At 59.0% G+C, this 25,423-nt stretch carries 27 protein-coding genes; 12 read left to right on the forward strand and 15 right to left on the reverse strand.

The window, feature by feature from the left end; genetic code table 11:
- Positions 1-62: 62 nt before the first annotated feature.
- The 3 genes from LQK84_RS11315 to LQK84_RS11325 all read right to left on the reverse strand — a co-directional run bounded on the left by LQK84_RS11315 (position 63) and on the right by LQK84_RS11325 (position 995).
- Positions 63-296, reverse strand: a complete 234-nt coding sequence (locus LQK84_RS11315) for a BON domain-containing protein (RefSeq protein ID WP_230828826.1) — start codon at positions 294-296, stop codon at positions 63-65.
- A gap of 76 nt (positions 297-372) precedes the next feature.
- Positions 373-558, reverse strand: a complete 186-nt coding sequence (locus tag LQK84_RS11320; protein WP_230828827.1) for a DUF3008 family protein — start codon at positions 556-558, stop codon at positions 373-375.
- Between the two features lie 158 nt (positions 559-716).
- Positions 717-995 carry a glycine zipper domain-containing protein gene (locus LQK84_RS11325; RefSeq protein ID WP_230828828.1) on the reverse strand — a complete coding sequence of 93 codons (279 nt, stop codon included), beginning with the start codon at positions 993-995 and terminating at the stop codon, positions 717-719.
- Between the two features lie 152 nt (positions 996-1,147).
- Here LQK84_RS11325 and LQK84_RS11330 point away from each other — a divergent pair, with 152 nt between their 5' ends.
- Entirely contained in the window at positions 1,148-1,447 is a 300-nt protein-coding gene (locus LQK84_RS11330; protein ID WP_230828829.1) for a hypothetical protein, read from the forward strand.
- 215 nt (positions 1,448-1,662) lie between these two features.
- Here the strand turns inward: LQK84_RS11330 and LQK84_RS11335 are convergent, their stop codons facing one another.
- Entirely contained in the window at positions 1,663-2,145 is a 483-nt protein-coding gene (locus tag LQK84_RS11335; RefSeq protein ID WP_230828830.1) for a sigma-70 family RNA polymerase sigma factor, read from the reverse strand.
- A gap of 400 nt (positions 2,146-2,545) precedes the next feature.
- Here LQK84_RS11335 and LQK84_RS11340 point away from each other — a divergent pair, with 400 nt between their 5' ends.
- Positions 2,546-2,728 carry a hypothetical protein gene (locus LQK84_RS11340; RefSeq protein WP_230828831.1) on the forward strand — a complete coding sequence of 61 codons (183 nt, stop codon included), beginning with the start codon at positions 2,546-2,548 and terminating at the stop codon, positions 2,726-2,728.
- A 192-nt stretch (positions 2,729-2,920) separates the two neighbouring features.
- Here the strand turns inward: LQK84_RS11340 and LQK84_RS11345 are convergent, their stop codons facing one another.
- Positions 2,921-3,184, reverse strand: coding sequence for a hypothetical protein (locus LQK84_RS11345; RefSeq protein ID WP_230828832.1), 264 nt, complete (start codon positions 3,182-3,184; stop codon positions 2,921-2,923).
- Between the two features lie 283 nt (positions 3,185-3,467).
- Here LQK84_RS11345 and LQK84_RS11350 point away from each other — a divergent pair, with 283 nt between their 5' ends.
- Positions 3,468-3,968 carry a YciE/YciF ferroxidase family protein gene (locus tag LQK84_RS11350; protein WP_230828833.1) on the forward strand — a complete coding sequence of 167 codons (501 nt, stop codon included), beginning with the start codon at positions 3,468-3,470 and terminating at the stop codon, positions 3,966-3,968.
- 112 nt (positions 3,969-4,080) lie between these two features.
- Here LQK84_RS11350 and LQK84_RS11355 read toward each other — a convergent pair whose 3' ends face one another.
- Positions 4,081-4,446, reverse strand: a complete 366-nt coding sequence (locus LQK84_RS11355) for a hypothetical protein (RefSeq protein ID WP_230828834.1) — start codon at positions 4,444-4,446, stop codon at positions 4,081-4,083.
- 162 nt (positions 4,447-4,608) lie between these two features.
- Here LQK84_RS11355 and LQK84_RS11360 point away from each other — a divergent pair, with 162 nt between their 5' ends.
- From LQK84_RS11360 to repC, 4 genes are all read left to right on the forward strand, one after another.
- A complete protein-coding gene (locus LQK84_RS11360; protein ID WP_230828835.1) occupies positions 4,609-4,941 on the forward strand; it encodes a hypothetical protein in 333 nt (110 codons plus the stop codon).
- A 76-nt stretch (positions 4,942-5,017) separates the two neighbouring features.
- A complete protein-coding gene (locus tag LQK84_RS11365; RefSeq protein ID WP_230828836.1) occupies positions 5,018-5,344 on the forward strand; it encodes a DUF982 domain-containing protein in 327 nt (108 codons plus the stop codon).
- 534 nt (positions 5,345-5,878) lie between these two features.
- The gene (gene repB / locus LQK84_RS11370; protein WP_230828837.1) at positions 5,879-6,847 is read left to right on the forward strand and encodes a plasmid partitioning protein RepB; all 969 of its coding nucleotides are present in this window, start codon (positions 5,879-5,881) and stop codon (positions 6,845-6,847) included.
- Positions 6,848-7,055: 208 nt separating this feature from the next.
- On the forward strand, positions 7,056-8,372 hold the full coding sequence (gene repC / locus LQK84_RS11375; protein ID WP_230828838.1) for a plasmid replication protein RepC: 1,317 nt from the start codon (positions 7,056-7,058) through the stop codon (positions 8,370-8,372).
- A 68-nt stretch (positions 8,373-8,440) separates the two neighbouring features.
- Here repC and LQK84_RS11380 read toward each other — a convergent pair whose 3' ends face one another.
- From LQK84_RS11380 to LQK84_RS11405, 6 genes are all read right to left on the reverse strand, one after another.
- On the reverse strand, positions 8,441-9,292 hold the full coding sequence (locus LQK84_RS11380; RefSeq protein ID WP_230828839.1) for a fumarylacetoacetate hydrolase family protein: 852 nt from the start codon (positions 9,290-9,292) through the stop codon (positions 8,441-8,443).
- Between the two features lie 75 nt (positions 9,293-9,367).
- Positions 9,368-10,315 (reverse strand): ABC transporter substrate-binding protein, encoded by a 948-nt coding sequence (locus tag LQK84_RS11385; protein ID WP_230828840.1) that lies wholly within the window; start codon positions 10,313-10,315, stop codon positions 9,368-9,370.
- A gap of 87 nt (positions 10,316-10,402) precedes the next feature.
- Positions 10,403-11,383, reverse strand: coding sequence for an ABC transporter permease (locus tag LQK84_RS11390; RefSeq protein ID WP_230828952.1), 981 nt, complete (start codon positions 11,381-11,383; stop codon positions 10,403-10,405).
- 23 nt (positions 11,384-11,406) lie between these two features.
- The gene (locus LQK84_RS11395) at positions 11,407-12,948 is read right to left on the reverse strand and encodes a sugar ABC transporter ATP-binding protein (RefSeq protein WP_230828841.1); all 1,542 of its coding nucleotides are present in this window, start codon (positions 12,946-12,948) and stop codon (positions 11,407-11,409) included.
- A 37-nt stretch (positions 12,949-12,985) separates the two neighbouring features.
- Positions 12,986-13,735, reverse strand: coding sequence for an SDR family oxidoreductase (locus LQK84_RS11400; protein WP_230828842.1), 750 nt, complete (start codon positions 13,733-13,735; stop codon positions 12,986-12,988).
- Positions 13,736-13,804: 69 nt separating this feature from the next.
- Entirely contained in the window at positions 13,805-15,328 is a 1,524-nt protein-coding gene (locus tag LQK84_RS11405) for a UxaA family hydrolase (protein WP_230828843.1), read from the reverse strand.
- A gap of 141 nt (positions 15,329-15,469) precedes the next feature.
- On the opposite strand from LQK84_RS11405, the gene LQK84_RS11410 reads away from it, so the two are divergent.
- From LQK84_RS11410 to repB (LQK84_RS11430), 5 genes are all read left to right on the forward strand, one after another.
- Positions 15,470-16,186: a GntR family transcriptional regulator gene (locus LQK84_RS11410; RefSeq protein ID WP_269071989.1), complete on the forward strand. Its 717-nt coding sequence runs from the start codon at positions 15,470-15,472 to the stop codon at positions 16,184-16,186.
- A 37-nt stretch (positions 16,187-16,223) separates the two neighbouring features.
- The gene (locus tag LQK84_RS11415; protein ID WP_230828845.1) at positions 16,224-17,264 is read left to right on the forward strand and encodes an aldo/keto reductase; all 1,041 of its coding nucleotides are present in this window, start codon (positions 16,224-16,226) and stop codon (positions 17,262-17,264) included.
- Position 17,265: 1 nt separating this feature from the next.
- Positions 17,266-17,694 carry an RbsD/FucU family protein gene (locus LQK84_RS11420; protein ID WP_230828846.1) on the forward strand — a complete coding sequence of 143 codons (429 nt, stop codon included), beginning with the start codon at positions 17,266-17,268 and terminating at the stop codon, positions 17,692-17,694.
- Positions 17,695-17,890: 196 nt separating this feature from the next.
- Entirely contained in the window at positions 17,891-19,102 is a 1,212-nt protein-coding gene (gene repA, locus LQK84_RS11425; protein WP_230828847.1) for a plasmid partitioning protein RepA, read from the forward strand.
- Between the two features lie 63 nt (positions 19,103-19,165).
- Positions 19,166-20,140 carry a plasmid partitioning protein RepB gene (repB, locus tag LQK84_RS11430; protein ID WP_230828848.1) on the forward strand — a complete coding sequence of 325 codons (975 nt, stop codon included), beginning with the start codon at positions 19,166-19,168 and terminating at the stop codon, positions 20,138-20,140.
- A 1,419-nt stretch (positions 20,141-21,559) separates the two neighbouring features.
- Here repB (LQK84_RS11430) and LQK84_RS11435 read toward each other — a convergent pair.
- Genes LQK84_RS11435 through LQK84_RS11445 form a run of 3 tightly spaced genes read right to left on the reverse strand, consistent with a single transcriptional unit; the run spans position 21,560 to position 25,417 of the window.
- Positions 21,560-23,623 carry an SUMF1/EgtB/PvdO family nonheme iron enzyme gene (locus tag LQK84_RS11435; RefSeq protein ID WP_230828849.1) on the reverse strand — a complete coding sequence of 688 codons (2,064 nt, stop codon included), beginning with the start codon at positions 23,621-23,623 and terminating at the stop codon, positions 21,560-21,562.
- A 12-nt stretch (positions 23,624-23,635) separates the two neighbouring features.
- Positions 23,636-24,016, reverse strand: coding sequence for a VOC family protein (locus LQK84_RS11440; RefSeq protein WP_230828850.1), 381 nt, complete (start codon positions 24,014-24,016; stop codon positions 23,636-23,638).
- Between the two features lie 12 nt (positions 24,017-24,028).
- Positions 24,029-25,417: an ABC transporter substrate-binding protein gene (locus LQK84_RS11445; protein WP_230828851.1), complete on the reverse strand. Its 1,389-nt coding sequence runs from the start codon at positions 25,415-25,417 to the stop codon at positions 24,029-24,031.
- Positions 25,418-25,423 lie beyond the last annotated feature (6 nt).

The raw sequence follows: 25,423 nt of genomic DNA on the forward strand, positions 1-25,423 counted from the left end.
GAGCGGCAATCCGAACAATCGCGGACTGACGCTCAGTAGGAATGCTGCACGGAGGCGCCGGATCAATGCTGATCCGGCGTTTCTTCGTTGCCCTGGAGCCCGATGTCGCTCTCAACGGACGCCACCCCCTCCACAGAAAGGGCAATTTCCTTGCAGCGTTCGACTTCCTCCAGGCTATGGACATGGCCTGCGAGATGAATCCGGTTTCCCTTGGCGATCACCTTCACGCCGGAGGCGTCAACAGATCCGCTGGTGGCAAGAAGGTCTGCAACGTGCATCTCGAGATCAGCCTTCACGGGATGCAGGACTTCGACTTCCGATATTGTGTCATGGTTTCGTCTGGGCTTGTAAACCATTGGAGTGTGCCCCCCTTCAATCGGACGTGTGCTCGGGTTTGCCATTGTGTTTTGTAGAGGCAAGCGCCGTGAGCTCCTTCTCGGTCATGGAGTTCTCCATGCTGCGTGAGGCGCCCTTGAGTTGGCTTTTCTTCGTATCGCCGCGCTTTGCCGAAAGTGCAGCGCCTGCTGCCTTCTGCTGCGCCCTGGATCTGGCTGGCATGGCAGTCTCCTCGTTCCGGGGCAAAGAACGCCCACTCTTGCGCATGGGTGAGAAGAGGAAGTCACGTCGCGCTGTTGCGGTTACACTCTTGCTGTGCGAACCGGAGGGCGGCGCGCGCCCTCCCGAAGTCTCCTGAATGCGTTGTTGCATCCGAGAGATCAGTAACGGCGGTTACCCCATCGGTAGTCGCCGGGGCAGTCGTCAACGATGCGGCGACTGTAGCGGTCCCGGTAGTAGCAGCGGCCGGGCTCGCTGGCTGAACCGATCAGTGCACCGGCGACAGCACCCACTGCGCCGCCAACGGCTGCGCCTCCGACATCGCCGGTGACTGCGCCGCCAACAATGGCACCGCCGGCACCACCGATGGCGGCACCTCTCTCAGTCGCCGTGCAGGATGCCAGCGCCATCAGCGGAAGAATAACGAGCAGGTATTTCATGACCTTCTCCAAGTGTTTTCGGAAGTGAAGTTACTGAAAGGAAACTCTTGGGCACCGGGCTTGTTCCACCGCGTCCGAGGCCTTGCATCGAAACAATCTGCAAGCTTCCGCGTTGAGATCAGGAGACAGTTATTTCAGCAAGGAGACGCACCATGTCGGACAGCCATATCAATCACCGCCGCAAACAGGAAAACCCGGATGTCATCAACGCCCCTGTCGGCTCGGAGACCGACGTAACGAGCGTGGCGCTCGATATCACCTCGCCCGACATCAACGCGATCGCGATGGGAGGAGAGCCATTTGGAGACCGCCAGCAGCGCCTCATCGAACTCATTGAGGAGATCGAGGCGCGAATGGACGCAAGTTCGCGCGGCCAGGATCTCGAACCTCTGCTCCAGGAAGCGCGGACGGCTCTGCGGATTGTCGAGGAGCGGGAGCGCGAAGAACGCTGACGGCACCGGCAAGGACGGAAGCCTTGCGATGGATCTCGGTGGGGCCATCGCAGGTCCCGTCATCCGAAGCGCACTGACCGTTCCATCGTGTTCCGAAAGCGGCGGGACCTGGTCACGCGAGGCTAGTATCACGGAGATGCGCAGATCATCGCGCACCGCTTGATGGCAGGGGTTCGCTTGGCCTCGCGCGCGCTGCCGGCAGCAGCCAAGCTTTGCTATTCCTCTGCAACCTCGCCCAGCTCTTCCTTCAGCCGTTGGCGCGCCCGGTTCAGCCTGCTCTTGACCGTGCCGACGGCGCAATCGCAGATCACTGCTGCGTCTTCGTAGCTTTCGCCCTGAATGACGATCAGAACCAGAATCTCGCGATATTGGTCGGGCAGGCGCATGAGTGCGGTGTAGACCTCCTTGGCACGCGCCGACCATTCCTGGTTGGGCTGCGATACAAGCGTGTTGGCGCTGTCCGGAGGAAGCCCGATGACCTCCCGCTCGCGCTTGCGGTAGCGCGTGTTGAAGGTATTTCGCATGATCGTGAAAAGCCACGACTTGAGCCGTGTGCCTTCGGTATATTGGTCGAGATTTGCGATCGCCTTGATCAACGTTTCCTGCACGAGATCATCCGCATTTTCCGGCTGGGGGCACAGAATTCTCGCGAAGGCCCGCAATGCGGGAATGAGCTCGACAACTTGTTCACGGCTCATGTCGGTTTCCACGCCTGGTATTGATCGAGCATTGGCAAGAACGACCCGTGCCAACTGTTAGGACTTCAATACGTGCTCTGACGGTCACGTGCGGGAGTTCGCGAGACGCGCAGCAAACGCGTTGTCCGCCGATTGACGGAGGCTCGCTGGTGGAAACCGGAAAGGGTGGGGCTCCAACTCGCGCATGGCGCAGTTCCTCCTCTTTGTGCTCACGTGATGAATGTCGAGCTATGTCCGGTAATGCCCGTGCGGATGCCATTGTTCCGCGTCGATGCCGTCTATATTTAGGGGTGACTAAAATTATGCTGGATATTGCGGCGCTGATTGATCTGCCGCATGAACACGGCCGTAAAACCAATGTCGAGTAAAGGAACACGAAACGTGTTAGCGCGAGGCCGAATTGGCTCAATCATCCGATGACAACACCGAATGCGCCGAACATGCCGAGGTTGAACGGCTCGTGAAAGAACTGGCTTCCGAAATCGGTGCCGCGGAGATGCCTGACGAGATCCACATGCTTGCCGTTAAGCTTCAGACGCTGATCGACGAACCATCCACAAGGACCGAGCCGCATTTGCCCTGACGTATGAGATCAGAGGGGGGGACTCTGGAGACGGCATCCTAGAAAGGCGGCTCATGCCGGGCGAGCTTGGGTCGGCGGGCGATGACCGACGATCGCGCTGCGGGTGCACGGTGCCCGCTCTTGGTGATGAGTACCAGAAATTTCATATAACCGCGTCCGCAGCTGTGGCCCAAGTTCACCGACACGATCGGCCTAGCCGCGCTCGATGAACTTGTTGAAGCGGCTTCTTTCTCCGCTCGCCGTTTGTTCCTGGTAGAGGAAGGCGAGGTGGGACTCCTCGAAGATCCTGAAGAAGTCGTCCCAGTCGACTTCGGTCAGATCCTCATCCTTCTCCCGGAAATCGACACGCAGAATTCCACTCTTGCCGTCGCCGGCGACCGTTGAAGGCCGGCCTTTGCGGGTCGCGATCCAGTCCCGGATCGTCTGGTGGTCCGTTGTCTGTTGTGCTTTTGGCATTGTGGTCCTCCATTTCTTCAAGATGGTATTCCTCGCGGTGCAGGCTGTCGTGAAACCGCCTGGCCGATCGTTGCGGAATGCACCTTGTTCGGAGTTCAAACTCGGCAGGTATGGCAAGGTTCCAGAGGATGCCGAAGTTCAATCAGTCCTAGCGATGACGGCCATGTGGACCCCTTTGCGGTGCTGTCGGCGTTTGCGGAACGAGGGCAACCGTGAGGCTGGAACAATTGGTTGGTCCACCAGTTCGACGGAGGCAAGAAACATAAAACAAAGGAACCTTCCCATGGCAGACAAGACCCTCAATGACCTCTTCCACGAGACACTTCGCGACATCTATTACGCGGAGCGGAAAATCCTGAAATCGCTGCCGAAAATGGCGCGTAGCGCGCAGAGCGAGAAGCTCAGGGGTGCGTTCCAGAAGCATCGCGACGAGACCGAAGGGCAGGTGGAACGACTGCAGCAGGTCTTCGAAATCATCGGCAAGGCGGCCCGCGGCAAGACATGCGCGGCCATCGACGGCATCGTCGAGGAGGCGGAAGAGATCATGGACGAGTTCAAGGGATCGCCGGCGCTCGACGCAGGGCTTCTCGCGGTCGCCCAGGCCGTCGAGCATTACGAGATCAGCCGCTACGGCACGCTCGCCAGCTGGGCGCGCGAGCTGGGTTTGAAGGACGCGGTCACGCTGCTCGAACAGACCCTTGCAGAGGAGACCAAGACCGACCAGGCCCTGACCAAGCTGGCCGAAACCGCAGTCAATCAGGCGGCTCAGAAGAAGGCTGCCTGACTGCTGCTTAAGTCGGTCTGATCGTTGATTGATCAAGAAGAACCCGGCGGATGTCCCCGCCGGGTTTTTGCTTGTCTTCCTCGTTCCTTGATCGCGTCGAACAACCTTGCATTCAGCCGGTCTCGGTTCCGCGTTTGGGAAGCGTCGAGGTCACGATGGTCGCAACCGGATCACTGGCGGGAAATGAATCCTCCAGCCCCTGGTTCAGCTGGTCCTCAAGTTCTGCGAGGTTCTGCGCAGTGCGAGCGCTGGACGCACCACCATCCAGTCCCCGGCTGGCGCGTTCCGCCTCAGCGGAGCCGGAGAGGGCGGTCAGGGCGGAAAGCGCCCGATTGATGGGGTCCACCTCTGCTTCCGATGCCGACAACGGCATGTTGACGATCAACGTCATGTGGTCGTCGGTGGTGAACTCGACTACCGGGCCGTGCCAGTTGTCGCCGGGATCGGCGAGGCGGCTTGTGGCAATCTTCGGGGTCATATGTCTGTCCTCCTTGAGTGGCGTCAAAGCGCGGCATGTCGATGCCTGTGCGCTCAATCCGGAACGCCTTGGTCAAGGTTCGGTTCCCTTAAACAGCGCGTGGAACAAGTGCGGCGCGCCATTTGTTGATCCCAAGGCTGCCAGCCGTTGAAGAGGAGCAAAATGATCATGCGCATTTACCGGCTGTTTCCCGTCGCAGATCCGGAGGATCCCAACTGGGCAGTGTCTCCCTGCCAGGGAGAAGTTGTTGTCCGTGCGAAAAGCAGAAGCGATGCTCGGACCGTCGCGACGACAGCAGAGGCGGACTTTCAGGGCAAAAGTGTGAAAAAAGGTGAGGGGACTTTGACGACCGGGGCAGCGGCCTTTCTCAACGAGAGCCTCTACACCGTCATTGAAGATATGACAGGTCGGTATCCCAATGAGGGGCCGCGCGCGATTCTGAGCGGTTCACCTGCCCTCGGTGTCATCTTACCGCTCGTTGCGCCTGATCAATGACATTTGGCGCCCGAAGTTCCACATGCTGGGGAACCTTTCTATGCGGGCCGAGTTTTGAGGGTTGGAGGTAGCGCACATGCTCACATTCGATATCAAATGGATTGCACCTATTCGCATCGGTCTCTTTTCCGACGATGCCATGGTCGTCGAGGGGCCTACGCAGGCGCTCGCGCTTCTGCATGACGATTGGCCTTCATCTGGCGGCAAGCATCATCAGGCTGCCGTGCATGAATGCAAGCTCGCATGCCACGAGCTGGGCAGGTCGGAAAACGCCCGGGAAGCCTTCATGGCCGCTGCGCTTGAGGCAGGCATTCTCGCTTCGGCGCACGACACTGCAAACGGCCGCATTCGCGCGCTGCCGCGAAAGAGTGTCGGCGACCAGCGGATAGCGCTGCCGGTCTGAACATAAATCGATACATATCATAAATCGATACATATATTGATTGCGGCCCGCGCACTGCGCGGGCCGCAATGCGTTTTGGGATACGATCTCTTCGAATCCGGCCGTTCAATGATGCATCGGACGATGGTGTGCATTCTCCATGGCAGCGAGTGCCGGGCTTCCATCCGGAAATATGGCCATTATCGTCTTCGTTGCATTTGAAAATGGAATCTGCCCCGCACCATATTCAAATCTCATAAGGTATGTTATGGAACAATCAGATCAGGCGCTGCGAATGTCTGCCTGACTAAGTATACACTCGATCGCGTCGCTTTGTCGCCGACGGGCTGGACGCGGGACAAGAATCGTGGCCTATCTGATAGTTGTGCCTTTTTTGGCGCTGTCAGGATCAAGGTGCATTATACGGATGCGATGGAGTCGCGTAAAATCTGGGAACGACGCGGTGGCGGCTTTTGACCGAGCCGTACTTGTGCGTTCAGATTTCATGGCGCTCCATTCCTCAGGCCGCAATGTGCTTTATTCACGAGGTGCGCAATGAGCCGTCGAAAACTCGCGGGCTCCGCGTTCAGCCTTGTTCCGGCACCAGACTCGGCCAAGCAGCAAAGCTCGAAGCCGAAGAAGCCCGAGTTGGCGGCGTCCCCTTCCCCCAGCGTTTCACACATCGACGAGCTTCTCCAGCTTGATACGGCGCTCATCGAGCCGTCGCCGTTTGCCGACCGGCTGACGGATGACGATCACGAGCAGTTTGAGGCGTTTGTGAAGAGCATCGCAGAGCACGGTCAGCAGGTTCCGATCCGTGTTCGACCTCACCCGGATCAGCCAGACCGATATCAGGTTGTCTATGGCCATCGAAGGCTCGCGGCTGCGCAAAAGCTGAAAATTCCTGTAAATGCTCATGTCCTCGAGATCGGTGATCGCGAACTGGCCGTCGCACAGGGTATAGAAAACAGCGCCCGGCAGGATCTCTCGTGGATCGAGCGAGCGCTCTTCGCTCGGCGCATGGATGATGCCAAATTTCGCCCTCGCGATATCTATACGGCTCTTTCGATTGATGATGCCGAACTCGCCCGCATGCGCGGTGTCTGCCGGCATGTCCCGATCGATATCATCGAAGCGATCGGGCGGGCGCCGAAGATCGGCCGACCGCGCTGGGTGGCGCTGGCGAAATCCTTTGCAAAAAATTCAAATGCGGTCCAAAACATCCGCGACATGCTGCAGTCCGAACGGATTCGCAAGATGGGTTCAGACGCCCGCTTTTCTTGGGTTCACGAACTCATTGCTGAATCCCGTGCCCTGGGAACCGGTAACTCGCCGCTGCGCGAGGCTGACGGATTTGGGCTCGGAGAGATCAAGTATACGAGTAAAGAGTTGCGTATCGTTGCCGCCAATGAGCGTGGCAGAGCCTTTGCCGATTTCGTCCGGACAGAGTTGCCTCGCCTGCTCGACGAGTTCAGCGCGCTCGATATCGTAACGCCGAAGAACCTGTCACCTGACAGTCAATAGGATAAACGAACGCCCGGTTTCCGGGTCGAAGTGGACAATACCGAAAGGAATTCAATCCGGTAAAAGAAAAGCTCCCAGAACGTCGCCGTCGCGGAAGCCTCTCTCTAAGTGTCGCAACTTGAGAATCGCATTTCCCCGAATCACAGTCAAGAGTTTTTGGCGCCATTCATGGCGGGTGGGTTCTTTTGCCTTTTAGAAAGGTAGAAAGATGTACACGGGGAATGTGACGACGCCCTTTGGGCGGCGGCCGATGACCTATGGCATGCTCGCAGATCAGCTGGCGGCCCAGGCAATCGACGAAAATGCGTGTGTTGACAAATGGAAGCTCTATCGCTGGCTTTGCGAGGCCCGTCCGAGGTTGAATATCTCGGACCGGGCGCTTTCGTTGCTCAACGCATTGCTCAGCTTTTATCCGAAATCAGAGTTGCGAGGCGGTGACAGCCTCATCGTCTTTCCCTCCAATGCACAGCTCTCTTTGCGGGCTCATGGCATGGCCGAGGCGACGATCCGCCGTCACATCGCCGCGCTCGTCGAGGTTGGTTTGCTGATCCGCCGAGACAGCGCCAATGGGAAGCGCTTCGCACGCCGTGACAGCGAGGGCGATATCGGCCAGGCATTTGGCTTTTCGCTTGCCCCCCTTCTCCAGCGTGCTGCAGAATTCGAAGCGCTGGCCGCTGCCGTGGTTGCGGAAAGGCTTCAATATCAGGCGCTGAAGGAGCGGTTGACGATCTGCAGGCGCGACATTGTCAAATTGCTTCAGGCTGCGATTGATGAGGATGGAGGCGATGAAGACGAGAACATTGCCCAGATGCGCGATCTCTATCGTGATGTGATGTCGAGCCTTCCTCGTCATCCTGAGGCAGCAGAACTCGACGCGATCCTGATCGTGCTCGACGCCCTTCGCGAAAACCTGGCCAAGTTCATGACGGAGCGTCAGAATTCTCCAAATTATAGCGGCAATCACGATCATTCTGAGCGGCACAAACAGAATTCAAATACACAACCTCAATATGAACTTGAACCTAGCTTCGAAAAGAAGCAGGAGCGAAATCCGGTTGCGGCAAATTCGCCGAAGGTCCAATTGGATGAACCGATGGACGGACAGCCAGGTACAATGCGGGCAGCCATGAGACAGCCTGTCAGCTACCCGGATAGTGGGCCATCCGCTGAGGCCATGATGAAGCCCTTCCCGCTCGCGATGGTCTTGTCGGCCTGCCCGGAGATTTGCGACTATGGTCCGGGCGGCGCTATTTCGAGCTGGCGTGAATTCCTCGGTGCGGCGGTTGTCGTGAGGTCGATGCTGGGCGTTTCTCCGAGCGCCTTTGAAGAGGCATGCGCCGTGATGGGTCCTGAAAATGCGGCGACGGCCATTGCCTGCATCCTGGAACGGGCAGGCCACATCAATTCGGCGGGCGGCTATCTGCGAGATCTGACACGTCGAGCCGAGCGTGGTGAATTCTCACTCGGGCCGATGCTGATGGCGCAGCTGCGGGCAAATGGCGAAATCGGGGTGAAGCGCGCATGAAAAACGCCGCGATGATCCATCGCGGCGTCGGCTGTTTCGATGCGGCTCTGAAAGGAGACCGGATCCGGTCAGCCAATGACCCGTTGCGTCTGAACACCGAGGCGCTCGATGCCCAGCGACATCACCTCGCCCCCCTTCAGGTATTTCGGCGGCTTCTGGCCCATGCCGACACCCGGGGGCGTGCCTGTGGAAATGACATCACCCGGCTGCAGGCTCATGAACCGGCTGAGATAGGAGATGAGGAACGGAACCTTGTAGACCATGGTCTTCGTCGATCCGTTCTGGTAGCGATGCCCATCGACATCGAGCCACATCTTGAGGTCATCGAAATCGCCGACTTCATCAGGCGTAACCAGCCAGGGACCAAGTGGGCCGAACGTGTCGCAGCCCTTGCCCTTGTCCCAGGTCCCTGCCCGTTCCAGCTGATACTCGCGCTCGGACACATCGTTGATGACGCAGAAGCCCGCGACGTGCGACATGGCATCCGCTTCGTCGATGTAGCTTCCGCCCTTCCCGATCACGACACCGAGTTCGACTTCCCAGTCGGTCTTGACGGATCCGCGCGGGATTTTCACGTCGTCATCGGGGCCGACAATCGCCGAGGTCCATTTGTTGAAGACGACGGGCTCCGGCGGAACGGTTGCACCTGTCTCGGCCGCGTGGTCTGCATAGTTGAGACCGATGCAGATGAATTTGCCGACCTGTCCGACACAAGGCCCGATCCGGACATCCTTCTGAGGCGCGCCGGCAACGACAGGCAAGGCGTTTATGTCCAGCGCCATGAGGCGCTCCATGGTTTCCGGCAGGAGCGAAGAACCGGCCAGATCGGGTATGACAGCTGACAGGTCGCGAATTTGTCCGCGGTCATCCAAGAGACCAGGTTTTTCCTGTCCGGCGGGACCGTAGCGCAGCAATTTCATGGGGGTCTTTCTCCTGTTTAACGCAATAGGCCCGGCGCAGCTAGCACCGGGCCATCTTAGGATTGGCGGGGCCGATCAATCGTAGAGGACCGCCGCGATCTTGGGATCGGTGATGTTGCTCTTATCGTACCAATAGAAGCCGGTGTCGATATGCTTCTGAACCGGCTGGCCCTTCACGGCAGCAAGAGCAGCCTTGACGGTTTCGTAGCCGATGCCGACCGGGTTCTGCGTGATGGCGCCAGACATGATGCCATCCATGATCGCCTGCTTCTGAGCCTTGCCAGAGTCATAGCCGATGATGACGATCTTCGACTTCTTGGATTCCTTGACGCCGTTGACAACGCCGATTGCCGAGCCTTCGTTTGCACCGAAGAAGCCCTTGATGTCTGGATGAGCCGTGATGATCGACTTGGTGATTTCCGTCGATTGAAGCTGGTCGCCGGCACCATACTGGATGTCGACGATCTGGATCTTCGGATACTTCGCCTTGATCTGGTTGACGAAGCCATCGCGACGGTCGATGCCGGTGCGCGATGTCTGGTCGTGAACGACGAGGGCGACCTTTCCTTCATTGCCGATCAGGGCAGCCATCTTGTCAGCTGCCAGGGCTGCGGCGGCTACGTTGTCCGTCGAGCAGGTGGTGACCGGAATATCGCTGTCGACGCCGGAGTCGAAGGCGATCACCGGGATCTTCTCGGACTGGGCTTTCTTCAGCAGCGGAATGGCCGCCTTGCTGTCGAGTGCGGCAAAGCCGATGGCAGATGGATGCTTGGCGAGTGCTGCACTCAGCATGTCGATCTGCTTGTCGACCTGTGCCTCGGTGTCCGGCCCCTCGAAGGTCACCTGGATATCGAATTCCTTTGCCGCCTTGTCGGCGCCAGCCTTCACGGCTTGCCAGAACTGGTGCTGGAAGCCCTTGGAAATCAGCGGAATGTAGATCTTATCTGCGGCTTTGGCGACACCGGTCGCTGCAACCACGGCCGTGGCGCTGACTGCGCCCAGGAATGTACGTCTTGTGAACATGATCTCCTCCTCAGGTTAGTTCACTATAATTAGTCTTTCAGTTCCCCCGGGGTTCCTCCACCCTCGCGGTTCTTTATCTCGGACGGCCTAGGCCTTCCGCTTTCGCATCATGTCCGCGTAGACGGCGATGATGATGATTGAGCCAGTGACGACTGTCTGCCATTCCTGTGGCATGGACAGAATTCGCAATCCGTTGAGCAGAACGGACATGATGAGCGCGCCGATGACTGTTCCGAGAATGGTGCCGCGACCGCCGGTCAGTGAGGTCCCCCCGATGACCACTGCTGCAATCGCGTCGAGCTCATAGCCTTGGCCGAGCGCCGGTTGTGCGGAATTGAGGCGGGACGCGATGACCAGTCCGGCAATGCCACAGATCCCGCCGGACAGAGAATAGACCGCCATTTTCCAGTTATCGACACTGACGCCTGAGAGTCGTGCGGCTTCCTCATTCGACCCCAAGGCAAAGCAATAGCGGCCCAGGACAGTGCGACCCAGGATATAAGATGCAAGTCCTGCAACGAGAAAGAGCACCAGAACACCGTTGGGCACGGGTACGCCAGGAATGACATCGCCCACGATCGAGCCAGTCGAGATGACCGGGAAGGATGGGGTGTCGTTGAAATAGATCGGCTTGGTGCCGGAAATGACCAGCGACAGGCCCTTCAGGATCAGCATCATGCCGAGCGTTGCGATAAACGGCGGGATCTTCATCTTGGCGATGATCGCGCCAGATGTCAGCCCGACGGCCGATCCGGTCAGGATGGCTGCAGCAATGCCAATTGGCAGCGGCAATCCCCAGTAGGTGAGGACAACACCGGCGATAACGGCGGTGAACGTCATCAATGTGCCAACCGAAAGGTCAATCCCGCCGGTAATGATGACAAGCGTTGCGGCGACGGCGAGAATGCCGTTCACGCTGGTTGCTTGCAGAATGGCCAGGATGTTTGACGTTTGCATGAAGTTCGGCGAGGCCAGGCTGAAGCCGATCAACAGGACGATCAGTGTTCCGAAAGCCAAAAGCTTCTGCTGGGCGCCAGAAAACCGGCCTTTGGTGGTCGTGGCGGCCATAGGGGCCGAGATATCGGTGTTGGTCACCCTACCCTCCTCTGCGTGTCCGTATCGGTCTCTATGACCATCGATTCTCGCTGCGTGGCGAGATGCATGATGTCTTCCTGTTTGGTCGCTGCTCCGCCGGGCAGGATCCCGGTGAGGCGGCCTTCGCACATGACGGCGATACGGTGCGACAGGCGCATGACCTCCGGCAGCTCCGAGCTGATGACGATGATCGCCTTCCCGCTCTTTGAGAGGTCCATCAGCAGCTGATAGATTTCCGATTTCGCCCCGACATCGATGCCGCGGGTGGGTTCGTCGAAGATCAGGATGTCGCAGTTTCGCAGCAGCCACTTGGCGATGACGACCTTCTGCTGGTTTCCGCCTGAGAGCAGCTTCACCTCCTGGGTGTCTGAGGGGGTGCGGATACCGAGCTTCTGGATGTATTCCTGCGCCACTTTTTTCATCGCATTTTCATCAAGAAGGCCCGAAAACTTCGTGAAAGACTTCAATGACGCAAGAGCAATGTTGTTGCGGACATCCATGGGCAGCGCGAGGCCGAAATGCTTACGGTCCTCCGACAGGTAGCCGATCCCTGCCTTGACTGCGTCATGCGGCGTGCGGATCGTCAGGCTCTTACCGTGCACGAAGATCTCGCCTGCTTCGAGCGGGTCTGCGCCGAAGATGGCGCGCGCAACTTCGGTCCGGCCCGCACCCATGAGGCCGGCGAAGCCGAGAATTTCGCCCCGAGAGAGCGTGAAGCTTACATCCTTGATTTCACGTCCGCGCCTAAGTCCGCGTACTTCCAAGGCAATCGGGTTCTTGGAGGTGTCAGGGACCTGCAGCGGCTCGTCTTTCACTTCTCGCCCGACCATCTTGGTGATGATCGTGCTGATGGGTGTGTTGGCCGCAGGTACGGTGTCGACATATTCGCCATCGCGCATGATCGTCACCCGGTCGGCGATGCGCTTCAGCTCATCCATCTTGTGGCTGATATAGACGATGCCGACGCCTTGCGCCTTCAGGTCGCGGATGATCGAAAACAGGTCGGCAATTTCCGCGTCGTTCAGTGCCGCCGTCGGTTCGTCCATGATGAGGACACGGAACTTGTAGGATAGAGCCTTGGCGATCTCGACCATCTGCTGCTTGGCAATGGTCAGGGAACCGACGGTCACCTGCGGATCCATCTTGAGCCGCATTGCCTGGAAGATCTCGGCTGCCTGTTGATTGAGAAGGCGTTCATCGAGGCGGCCGAACGCCTTGCGGGGTTCGCGGCCTATGAAGATGTTTTGTGCTGCGGTGAGATCATTCATCAGGCTCAGTTCCTGGTGAATGATGCCGATCCCGGCGGTCTGGGCGCTGCGCGGATCCGTCAGCTCAAGCTGCTCGCCTTCCATGAAGATTTCACCTGCGTCGGGCTGGTAGATGCCCGCAAGAATCTTCATGAGTGTGGACTTGCCTGCCCCGTTCTCGCCCATGAGGGCATGAACTTCTCCCTCACGTAAATCGAAGCGTGCGGACTTCAGGGCATGGACACCCGGAAATCGCTTTTCGATCCCCCTCATCTCGATGATTGTCTTCATTCGGCAGCCCTCCCAAGCCGCACAGACGCTTGCGAGGTTAGATGGTGACGCCTCCGTCGACCAACATGGCCTGCCCGCTCACAAAGCGACTCTCCGGCGACAAGAGATAGATGACCATTGGCGTGATGTCGTCGACACTCGCCAGGCGCCCCATGGGCTGGCGTGCGATAAAGTCCTTCTCGGCCTGGATCGGATCGGCTGAAGCTGCAATGCGGCCGCGCAGCGAAGGCGTATCAACCGTTCCTGGGCAGAGTGCATTGCAACGGATGCCCTGCTTGACGAAATCTGCTGCGATGGACTTGGTCAGGCCAATGACCGCCGCCTTGGTCGCTCCATAGGACGCCCTGTTCGGGAAACCCTTGATGGAGGATGCCATCGAGGCCATGTTCAAGACCGAGGCCGTGCCGGTTTCGGCGGCACGGTCGATCATTCCTGGCAGGAATGCGCGACACATGCGCATCATCGCCGTGACATTGAGTTCGAAGGCGAAGGCCCAATCCGCATCTGCGATGTCGATCACCGTCCCGTTGTGAACGACACCTGCGCAATTAAACAGACCATCGAGTTTGGGCAGTTTCGCTGCCAAATCGTCGATTTCAGCTTGCTTCGTGACATCAAGGCGCGATGTGCTAATGCTTGAATTCTCAGCAGAAAGTGACTCCAGGGCTTCAGTATTGATATCCGTCGCGTAGACGGTCGCGCCCTCTGCTGCTGCGGCGAGCGCGGAAGCGCGTCCGATCCCCTGCCCTGCCGCCGTCACCAATATATTCAAGCCTTTGAGGCGCATAGCTAAACCTTTACACGAGCTATTCTTGAAGCAGTGCATTAAATTAAAGTAATTTGTCACGCGAGAGTGTTACATCACGGCACCAATTTGCCATGGAACGAACTCTGCACCTCCGAAGCCTAGTTCTTCGCTCTTAGTCCGCTCGCCGGACGCGACACGGATAATGAGCTCAAAAAGCTCCTGCCCCTTCTCCTCAATGCTGACCCCATCGGTGACTATATCCCCACAGTTGAGATCCATATCCTCTGCCAGTTTCGCGTACATCTCCGAGTTCGTCGCGAGCTTGATGCAGGGGGTCGGTTTGTAGCCCGACACAGATCCGCGGCCTGTGGTGAAGACGATGAGGTTGGCGCCGGAGGCGACCTGGCCGGTCACGGAGCACGGGTCGAAACCCGGACTATCCATGAAGACAAAACCCTTTGCGTCGATTTTCTCACCGAATTTGTAAACACCGCTCAGCGGGGCCGTGCCGCCCTTGGCGACGGCGCCGAGGGACTTTTCGAGGATGGTCGTCAAGCCGCCACGCTTGTTTCCAGGAGACGGATTGTTGTCCATTTCACCGCCGTTGCGGGCCGTGTAATCCTCCCACCAGCGAATGCGCTCGATGAGCTTTTCGCCGATTTCGATCGTCTCCGCACGGCGCGTCAGCAGGTGTTCTGCACCGTAGATTTCGGAAGTCTCCGACAGGATTGTGGTGCCGCCATGGCGGACCAGAAGGTCGGATGCATAGCCCAATGCGGGGTTTGCTGTAATGCCGGAATATCCATCAGAACCGCCACATTGCAGCCCAATTGTGATCTCAGAAACGGAAATTGGCTCCCGTACGGCCTTGTTGGCGTATTCTGCGACGCCTCTAAGGGCCTCCAGGCCGCGTTCGATCGTGCGGCGCGTTCCACCCTCCTGCTGGATCGTCATGTACTGCAGAGCGCCATCTGCGCGGATTTTACGGCCGCCTACGAGCTCGGGGATCTGCATGACTTCGCAGCCGAGGCCGAGCAGCAGGATGCCTCCGAAATTGGGGTTCTGCGCATAGCCTGACAGGGTCCGGAACAGCGTGGCATAGCCTTCGCCCTCCCCTGACATGCCGCAGCCGGTCGAGTGAACGATCGGAACGATACCATCAATGTTCGCGTATTGGTTGAGAAAACCCGCCTTCTCCGCTGCTTCCGCAATGAATTTTGCGACCGAGCCGGAACAGTTCACAGTGGTCAGGATGCCGATGTAATTACGGGTGCCGGCCTTGCCATCGGCGCGACGGTAGCCCTGGAACGTACGTTGTTCGTTGGCAGGGGCAAGACGCTCACTTTGTGTCGCGTGACCATAATCCTGATGGTGTTCGCCCATGCCGAGATTGTGAACGTGCACATGGTCGCCGGCGTGGATATCTGCCTTTGCCTGCCCGATGATCTGTCCGTATCGATAAACGTTTTCGCCCGCGGAGATATCCCGGGTCGCTATTTTATGGCCGCGCGGAACTGCAAGCTTGAGGGGCATGGAAATCTCGTCGAGGCGTTCGCCCGCGGCCAGATCGCGCAATGCGATGGCCACGTTGTCATTCGAATGCAGGCGAATCAATCTAGCGCCTCGGTCCATTCCTGTACATCCTCCCCCTTGAATTCTTGGTTTTCTTGGCCTCTGGCGTCTACTGACATCAGATGTTAAATAGAGTTCTATCTTGACTAGTACACAGTGTCAACTAACATGTTAGACATTGATCGAGGAGATTCGACGGGGATGACGCAGGCTTTTAACGCACGAGCATTGACCGCAATTGATGATTTACCGGGGTCGCTGTCGCAGCGTGTCTATCAATCGCTTCAGGAAGCGATCATGTCGCTGACGTTCCCGCCGGGCGCTTTGATCCGCAAAGGCGCCATCTGCGACGAGCTCGGCGTGTCGCGGTCGCCCGTCTCCGAAGCGATCACACGGTTGGCATCCGAGGGCCTTGTTGATGTGATCCCGCAAAGCGGCACGCGTGTGGCGCGGTTCTCCATCGAGGAAATTCGCGAGGCTGCTTTCATGCGCGAGGCGCTCGAAGTGGCGGCTGTCGAAAAGGTGGCGCGCGACCATACGTCCGAACAATATGCCAAACTGGCGCGCAATGTTCGGTTGCAGGCCATGCTGGTCGAAGATCACGACACGGCCGGCTTCTATCAGGCGGACGAAGAGTTTCACGCCTTGCTGATGGAGTTTACCGGCTTCCCCGGTGTGGCTGCCACGGTTGCCACTATTGCGCTGAAACTGAAGCGGCCGCGCATGCTTCTTCTGCCGGAGCCTGGTCGCAACGATGACGCGGTGCGCGAGCATCTGGCCATCGTCGAAGCCATTCGTGATCGGAACCCGGACGAAGCCCGCTCGGCCATGCGCTATCACCTCGCCCAGCTGGTCAGCCGCTTTGATCCGCTGGAGAAGGAACATCCGGAGTTCTTCCGCTCCAGGCAATCCCACTAAGCGCCCTCCCCTCTTTATATATAGAGAGAGCCTCTTCATGAAACTGACAGACCTCATCCCGTTGAACGGGCGAACGAAGCGCCCTGTTCATCTCACCCGCATGGGCTTTGGCGGTGCGCCACTCGGCAACCTTTATCGCAAGGTGAGCGATGAGGATGCGCAGGATGCTCTCCTCTCCGCTTTTGATGTGGGCATCCGTTATTTCGACACGGCGCCGCAATATGGGCTTGGCCGCTCCGAGGAGCGTTTCGGTCGCGCCATGCAGATGTTCGGTGCCGGCAACATTGTTCTTTCAACAAAGGTCGGTCGTCTCCTTCTCGATTGCGAGCCGGACGAAGTGACACCCGAGAGCTTTGTCGATGTCCCGCAGAAGCGGATCGTCTTCGACTATACCTATGACGGAGTGATGCGCAGCTATGAAGCCAGCAAGTCGCGGCTGAATATCGATCACGCAGATATCCTCCTCGTCCACGACGTCTGCGCCTTTTCGCAAGGGTCGCAGGAGGCGAGTGACGTGAAGGTGCGGGAGCTTTTCGACGGTGGCGGATACCGGGCACTGGTCGAGTTGCGGGACGCCGGTGACATTTCGGCGATTGGTGCAGGGGTCAACGAGTGGCAGGTCTGCGAGACGCTTCTGGGTCTTGGCGACTTCGACTGCTTTCTGCTCGCCGGCCGATATACACTTCTTGAGCAGGAAGCGCTGGAAACATTTCTGCCGCTCTGCGAACGCCGCGATGTCGGGATCATTCTGGGCGGCCCGTATAATTCCGGAATTCTGGCCACAGGTGCGGTTGAGGGGGCACGGTACAATTATGTGCCCGCCCCTGCCCCGATCCTGGAGCGGGTTCGAAAGATCGAATCAGTCTGTCAGGCGCATGGCACGCCATTGATCGCCGCCGCCCTGCAGTTCGTCTTCGGACATCCGTGCGTGAAGACGGTGATTCCCGGTGCCGTTAGTCGCGGAGAGCTTCTGGCCAATGCGAGGCTCTTGGAAGTGGATATCCCTGCAGGCCTCTGGACGGACTTGAAGCGTGAGGGTCTTATCCGGGCTGACGCACCCGTGCCAAAGGATAACTGACATGCTCCGCAACATCCCACCGATTCTCTCCCCCGACCTGCTTCACGCGCTGGCCGCCATGGGCCATGGCGACGACATCGTGATTGCGGACGCCAATTTTCCGGCTGAAAGTTCCGGTGTGCCCTGCATCCGGCTCGATGGCATTTCAGCCACGGATGCGCTGGAAGCGATTCTCTCCTTGCTTCCGCTCGACAGCTTTGTTCCCGATCCGGCTCTGGTCATGCAGGTTGTCGGTGATCCGACGGCTGTTCCGGAGGTGGTCAGCGAGTTCCAGTCGATCATCGATCGCGTCGCTGATAATCCGGCTAACATTGGCAGCCTGGAGCGGTTTGAATTCTATGATCGGGCCAGCAATGCATTTGCCGTGGTTCAGACTGGCGAACGCAGACTCTATGGAAACATCATCCTCAAGAAGGGTGTCATCAAGTAAAGGGTCTCTCCCGTCAGGGGAGATGTGACGGCGTCGGAAGCACGGACTTTCGATCGTAAGCCGGATAAGGTGTTGGCCCGTCGGCGGGCCTTCACCGATCATTAACGGTGTTGCCTTGCGCAATCCCGCGAATCTGCAATAATAACGATTATTCAAACCGCCTCGCCCGAAAATCGTTATTTGGAATTCAGACTCGATGAACGCCGTTACCTCAGCAGCGACAGACCGCGCAGCCTTTCACTTTGAGGACGAGATTCTCGAACAGGGCGACCTGATCTCGAAGAAGCTTCACCTGCTCAGCCTGCAGCGTTTTCCGCCAACGGCCCACAAGACCCTGCGGACGTTTTCGCTGGCAGAAGTTGCGCATTTCCTCGGTGTCTCCCAGAGTACGCTGAAGAAACTGCATCTGGAGGGCAAAGGCCCCCTGCCCCAGACATCGCCGTCCGGACGCCGATCCTACTCGGCGCAGCAGATGGCGGAGCTTCGCGATTATCTCAGCCAGCATGGCCGATCGGACGTGAAGGATTATTCGCCACGCCGGCGACCCGGGGACAAGCTTCAGGTGGTCGCCGTCGTCAACTTCAAGGGTGGCTCCGCGAAGACAACGACTGCCGCGCACCTTGCGCAGCATCTCGCGCTGACTGGTCATCGCGTGCTTGCGATCGATCTAGACCCGCAGGCCTCCCTCACCTCTCTGCACGGCTTCCAGCCCGAGCTCGATCAGACGCAATCGCTGTATGAAGCGATCCGCTATGACGAGGAGCGCAAGCCGATCAAGGACGTCATTCGGCAGACGAATTTTCCGGGCCTGGACATCGTACCTGCCAATCTCGAACTGCAGGAATTCGAGTACGACACGCCGCTCGCCATGGCGAACCGGAACTCCAACGAAGGCAAGACCTTCTTCACACGTATATCCCGCGCGCTGGCCGATGTTGACGATCAATATGATGTTGTCGTCATCGATTGCCCGCCGCAGCTGGGTTACCTGACGATTACGGCGCTGGTGGCAGCGACGAGCGTGCTGATTACCATTCATCCGCAGATGCTTGACGTGATGTCCATGGGGCAGTTTCTGCTGATGCTGGGCGGGATTCTGAAGCCGATCCGTCAGGCCGGCGCCGAGGTGAACCTCGCATGGTATCGCTATCTCGTGACGCGCTATGAGCCGACGGACGTGCCCCAGGCGCAGATGGTCGGGTTCATGCAGACACTGTTCAACGAGTTCATGCTGAAGAACCAGATGCTGAAGTCGACGGCGATTTCAGACGCCGGCATTACCAAGCAGACGCTTTATGAAGTTGAGCGGACGCAGATGACGCGCTCGACCTATGACCGTGCCATGGAGGCACTGGAGTCGGTGAATGCCGAAGTGACGGAGCTCATTCACGGGGCTTGGGGTCGCTGAAGTTGTCGGCTGACAAAAACAGGGAAATATTGAATATTTCCAGTGATATAGGGGTGACAAACAATGGCGCGTAAGAATCTCCTTGCCGGATTGGCCGATTCCGAGGAAGCAGCGCCCGCCGCGGCGGCAGCTTATCCCATGCGGGGCGCGTCGAAGACCATGATCCGGTCTCTCGACGAGCTTGCGCGTCAGGCCGACAAGTTTCTTGAGGGTGAGGCCGTCATCGATATCGATCCGTCAGACATCGATGGGTCCTTCGTTTCGGATCGTCTGGAGGATGACGCCGAGCAGTTCGAGGCGCTGAAGGCGGCGATCGCGGAGCGTGGTCAGGACTCGCCTGTCCTGCTCCGGCCCCATCCGGATCGTGCCGGCCGATATCAGATCGTGTTCGGTCATCGTCGCGTGCGCGCTGCGCGGGAGCTGGGGCGCTCCGTTCGTGCGGTCGTCAAGGCGATCGATGATCGGTCGCATGTGATTGCCCAGGGGCAGGAAAATTCAGCCCGCGCCAATCTCAGCTTCATTGAGCGCGCGCTCTTTGCCAAGAGGCTGGAAGACCTCGGCTATGGCCGTGATGTCATCGGTTCGGCACTGGCGGCCAATGCTGCGGCTCTTTCGAAGATGGTGTCGGTGACGTCGCGGATCAACGAAGACGTCCTTTTCGCGATTGGCCCAGCCCGCGGCGTAGGTCGCGAGCGGTGGGTCGAGCTTTCATTGTTAGCCGGCAAGGAATCGAATGCATCCCGGATCGAAGACGTTGTTTCAGATCCGTCGTTCAAGGCACAGTCGAGCGATGAGCGCTTCAACGGTCTCTATCTTGCGCTGAAGCAGGGAGGCAAGCCGGTCAAGAAAAGCAAGCCTGCGACGAAGCTCGACACGTGGCAGGCAAAGGACAAGCTGGTTACCGCTCAGTTTTCGCAAGGAGCCAATGCGTTCTCGTTGACCCTGAAGGCGAAGGCGGCACCGGAGTTCGGCCGTTACGTTACCGAAAATCTGGACCGTCTCTATTCGGAATATCTGTCGGGAAGGCGAGGCCGGTAAAAAGAAAGGCCCCCAGACGTCGCCGTCGTGGAAGCCCCTCTCTAAGTGTCGCAGCTTATGGGTCGCACGTCCTCGATTAGGCGTCAAGAGTCCGCATCGGTTTTCATGCCGATGCGGACTATTTTTTTTGAAGATCCGGGTTCGCGGCATCATCTGATGCCGGGCGCCGGCGGCATGATTTCCTTATGTTCCAGGGAAGGGGAGGGGCGTTCTCGTCAGAACGAGAGGCTTGCCCGCCCGGCGCTTAAGGCTGCCCTGTCGCGTCCCGGGTGCGTTGACGGCGACCATGTGCCCGGCGCCCCTCTCCGCTCGATATATGGTCAACAGACGCCTAATGTGCTTGATCCTGAAGATGTTGTGACCTCTTGCTCCTGGTGGCTCCAGAAGCTGCTCCATGGACTGTCTCCGTATGCCCACGGACGACGACCTTGTTCGCGGCGGCAGGTGGGCTGGGGAGCACTAGGCGGCTGCTTTCCGCCTGTGGAAGCCCTGCTGATGGCTCGCTGCGTCTGCAGGGTTAGCCCGGTTTCCCGTGGACTCCATTGGATCCATGGCGGTGCGGGCAGGGGTCACATCGCGGAGGGGCGTCAATGTGTCGATAAGTCGTGCGTTTGGTGTGCCGGTCGTGGGTGGCGTCTCCCGAGGTTGGTCTCAATGGAGCGTGTTGACGTACCGGATGGAGAGACCTTCTGTGCGAAATCAACGCCGCTGAAATCGATCCGTTCTGGGGCCTCGCAGGACGTCGAATTTCGAGGTGGTTTGGTTTTTCTCTGCCATCGAACTCCGCCGTTGCCTACCCAGCTCAGGAAGCGGTGTGTTAGAACGCGGGATGGCGTTGGGAAGGGTTTTAAGACGCTGCGTGCTTTCGTGAGCGGCGGGTCTTGTCTGGGGACGGGGCAGGGGCTTGTGCACGCTTGCAGCCAGGGCATTTGCCGAGCCTCAGCGGGTGCTGCTTTGTCTCAGATGCCGCGCCAGCGGGTCTGGCGGATGCGCATTGGGCGTAGAAAATTGCATGTGGAGGGTGTCTTGGGCTCCATTCTTCGGCCTCTTAGGGGGCGGAGAATAGTTTGTCGAGGGAGGTAAGCGTCCACATACGGAAAGTAAAACATCAGATGGCTTTCAATATGGATTTTTATCTCGGTATCGTAAGGATATAGAGAAGTCTAGTGCAGGTAGATCGTTGGTGTGTGGGGCAAATTTGGCACCGATTCACTGGGCAACGGTGATGGTGCGGCTGGAAGGATGACGTTGCCGCCGGCTGCGCCATCCTCAATCGAGTGCTGACATGCGCCCGCCCAAAATCCATCCGCCGCAAGATCAAAAGCAGCATCAAAGACGGAAATTCGCTCTTTCCGAGACACATGCGCCAAGGCCTGTCAGATCCGACATTTCACGCCGAAGCACGCATGGATTTCTGCGTCAGGGGCGTCGATCCGGGGAGGGGGATACTACGATCCGGAATCCATTGCCGCGCCAGAAGCCGTCCGGTTCAAGACTGCCGCGATAGGTGCAGCATGCCTTTTGTTGGCCACTGCTGAAACAGCCGCCGCGCAGGACACGACGGACTGCCGGTAGCGCATCCTGCGCTTCGCGCCCGTCGTAGCGATAGGGATAAAGGAAGCTGGGTGTTGCCATGTCCTCTCCCCAGAGCGTCGTGCACCATTCCCAGACTTGCCCGGTCATGTCGTAGCAGCCATAGGGAGAGCGCCCCTTCGGAAAAAGCCCCACGGTGCAGGTGTTGTTGAAGCCGGCCTCTTCCGAATTGGAGGCATCCTCCAGCCATTCGCCACCCCAAGGGTATATGATCACGTCTCCTTCATCCGGCTGGTCGCCGCGCGCGGCGCGCTCCCATTCGGGTTCTGTCGGAAGACGCACGATCTCCGTGTCGGCAAGGCGGCCATCCCGTTTCCACTGCTCCGTCAGCCATGCGCAATAGGCATTGGCGTCGCGCCAGGTCAGGTCGGTCGCCGGCGCGCTGCGGCGCTCGGGAACGAGGCCATCCGGGCCGAGCCAGATGCGGTTGGTGGCGTGCACAAATTCCGCGTAATGACCGTTGGTCACGGGGTAGAGGCCGATGCGGAAGGGCTCGACAGTCACCTCATGCGGCGGCGCGGAATTCGGATGCGTATCCGAGCCCATTGTGAAGGTGCCGCCGGGCACGAAGGCGAGAGCCTCCAGATCGCGCTGGTCGCCCCATGCGGCCAGCGACCGGCCCGCCTGTTCGCGTTCGCTTGGCGTCAATGCGCCGGTCTCCACAATTCGCAGCAAGTTTTCAGCCAGCCGCTGTCGCGAAGCGTCATCGACTGCAAATTCCGATGCCAGCAGCGCGCCGCGAAGGGCCGCATCGCCATCGCCGTCGATCAGGCTTTCGACAAGAGCGGCGAGTGCCGCAGTGCCGGCAAGTCTTACCGCAAGGCTCCTGATCACGGGAGCCCAGAGCGGCGGGTTGGTGCGGAAGGAGCTCGCGACCGATGCTGGCGCTTCACCCACCAGATGGCGAGCCGCTAGAAGCTGGCGCACCCGCGTGACCGGCAGCACTTCGAGATCGTCCAGAGCACCGGTCAGGCCGTCATGTCCGAGCCCACATAGAAACGTCGACATCTGCGGATCGCCCGCGACCTTCTTCAGCCAGGCATCAACGATCTCTTCCGGCGAATTGCCGTCGACCGCAGCGCCAAGGGCCATGGCAAACTGCGCCGGATTGCCGGCTGCTTTCCCCAAACCCACGCCGGTTTGCTGGATATCGAGGCCCGCAATCTTTTGCGCGGCATCGACCCGTTGCGCCTTGAGAAGGGGCAGAAGTGAAAAGCGCGCGAAGGGCGCGGGAGGAACGAGACCCACCGTGGCATCCTGCTCCGCCAGGGCAGTCAGACGTATGCGCGGATATGTCTCCTGAAGATGCACGGCCTCGGCAAGCAGCCGGGGTGCATCACGGCCGGCGTTTTCAAGCGCATCGAGAATGATAACGAGCGTCCAGTCCGAATCTGCCCACGCGCGTGAGGCGAGCAGGGCGGTCATTCCGGGCGCAGCAGCGTCTATCAAGCCCTGAAAGCCCTGGTCTTTCGATACCTTGAGATAAAGCGGGATCACCCGACCGGCGTCCCAGATCTCATCCTGACGCGCGCCGAACTCGTTGCGGGCCACTGCCTGCGGCCCGTCGGCTTGCCTTGCCAGCCTGCAGGCCAGATGTCGCGCAAACGTCGTCTTGCCGCTCCCGGTCTCGCCGATCAGCAAGAGGGCTGGGTAGTCGCGCACCATTTCAAGGGCTGAGAAATAGACCGGGGGTTCGGGCTCGGCCCTGTCCTTCAGCTTGCGAAGCCCCTTCGCAGCCTTGTCCTCTGCGGTGAAGTTCACGAGCAGCGGAATATAGCTTTCATCAAGCGAAGCCGGGCTTCCATCGGGGCGCGCCATCAAGGGCATTGCGCCATAAGCGAGTGCCTCCTCGACGAGAGCCTTGCGCAAGCTGTCCAGAGAGGTGTTCATCCGCTTGTCTCCTCAGAAAAGCTTGGCGACGTCGGGATTGTGAAAGCGCTGGATCTCGATGGCATAGCCTGCCGGATCTTCGAAGAAGAAATGCTCGCAGAACCGGCCGCGCAGCAGATCGGAAAGACCCGGAACGCCGGCAGCCTTCAGCCTCGCATGCCAGCCCTCGACATCCTGCGATACGATCGTCAGGAGAACTGCGCTCTTTTCCTGATGTTTCAGGTGACCGCGATTGCCATCCACGATGCCGAAATAGCATTGGCCGGCAATGCGGTAGATGCGGGCGAGCCCCTGGTCGAGGACCAGTTCGAACCCGAGAACGTTCTCGTAGAACGGGACCACGGCGTGGATGTCGTCGTAGTAGAAGAAGGTGATCGCGTAGTCGCGTTCCATGATGGAGACTCCCTAGAGAATGTTCAGCGTGCCCTTGTGGTCGATCGCAAGGCCCGCAATGTTCGGCTTGGCCGCAAAGACATCGATCGGATGAACGATATAGAGCCAGGGCGGATTGACCTGCAGACGCGTCAGGCAGCGCGCATAGGCGGCCTCACGCGCGCTATCATCGATCGCCTCGTTGGCCGCAGTGATGAGCGCTTCGGTCTCGGCATCTTCATAGCCCTGCCACCAGACAGCGCGGGGGCCGCTGGAAATCTTGTCGTTCAGCACCCGATAGGTGCTTTGCGGCGATGAATCAAACATCGCCATGTCGCCCATTTCCTTGCGGCCGATCTGGCGCGCATATTCCGGTCGATCGGTTTCCGTTTCCACCTCAACCGTCAGCCCGATCGCCTCCAGCGATGAGGCGACGAACCGGCTGACCTCCGGTGCGCGTTCCGGCATGAAGGTCGGCGTCCGCAAGCGCACGGCACCACTGCCGATATCGACCGTGTCGAGCAGCCGGCGGGCGGTATCGGGATCGTAAGCGATGGGTTTCAAATCCGCCTTGGCGGCACCCAGATGAAACGGGCTGACGATCGTCGCCGATGGTACGGCAAGCCCATGATAGATGTCCGCAGCGATCGCTGCCGTGTCAACGGCATGGTTGACCGCCAGGCGGGCTGCGGCCGAGCTGAAGAGTCCGCTTCCGCAATTGAGGTAATACATGACGGAGAGGGTGTTCACCGCTCGCCCCCACTGGAATTGCTCCTCGAAATGAAGGCGATGCTCCGTGCGTTCCAGATTGAGCGCTGCATCGACGGTTCCCGCTTTCAGCAGGTCGTATCGCGCATCCGCATTCTTGCAGGCGGTCGCAACGATGCGATCCGGGCCCTGCATCCGGGGCATTTTTTCCAGAACGGCTTTTTGACCGCTGTCGATCTCCGCCACGCGGTATCGCCCGGTTCCAAGAATGGGCCGCCCATCCGCGTCGCGGCGGCAGATATAGAATTCGGAGAAGATATCTAGGATGTCGGCAAAGGGTCGCGGATTTCGAACCTCGACGACATCAGGAGCCACGGCGCTGATCACCGCGTCCTGAAGATAACGCGCATAGGACCATTTCATCCCGAATGTATCGACGGCCTGCAGGATGCCGTCGATGAATTCCAGGATATCGGCGGCGATACAGGGCTTGGCATCGTGAAACATCGCCCCCTCGCGGATGAAGAAACGCCAGACACGGCCATCGGGAGAATGCGTCCAGGCGCGAAACAGGGCTGGCTGCACCAGACCGTCATTCCAGCGCAGCAGCGGTTCGAAGACTAGGTTCTTCAATGTCAGCACGCTTGTGTCGTCGGTCACGCGATCCGGCGGCAGGAAGTCGATCTTCTCGAGCGTGATATGCAGGCTTTCCACGGATGA

Origin of the sequence: Rhizobium sp. C4, assembly GCF_021026315.1 — a bacterium.
Taxonomy (GTDB): domain Bacteria; phylum Pseudomonadota; class Alphaproteobacteria; order Rhizobiales; family Rhizobiaceae; genus Ensifer_A.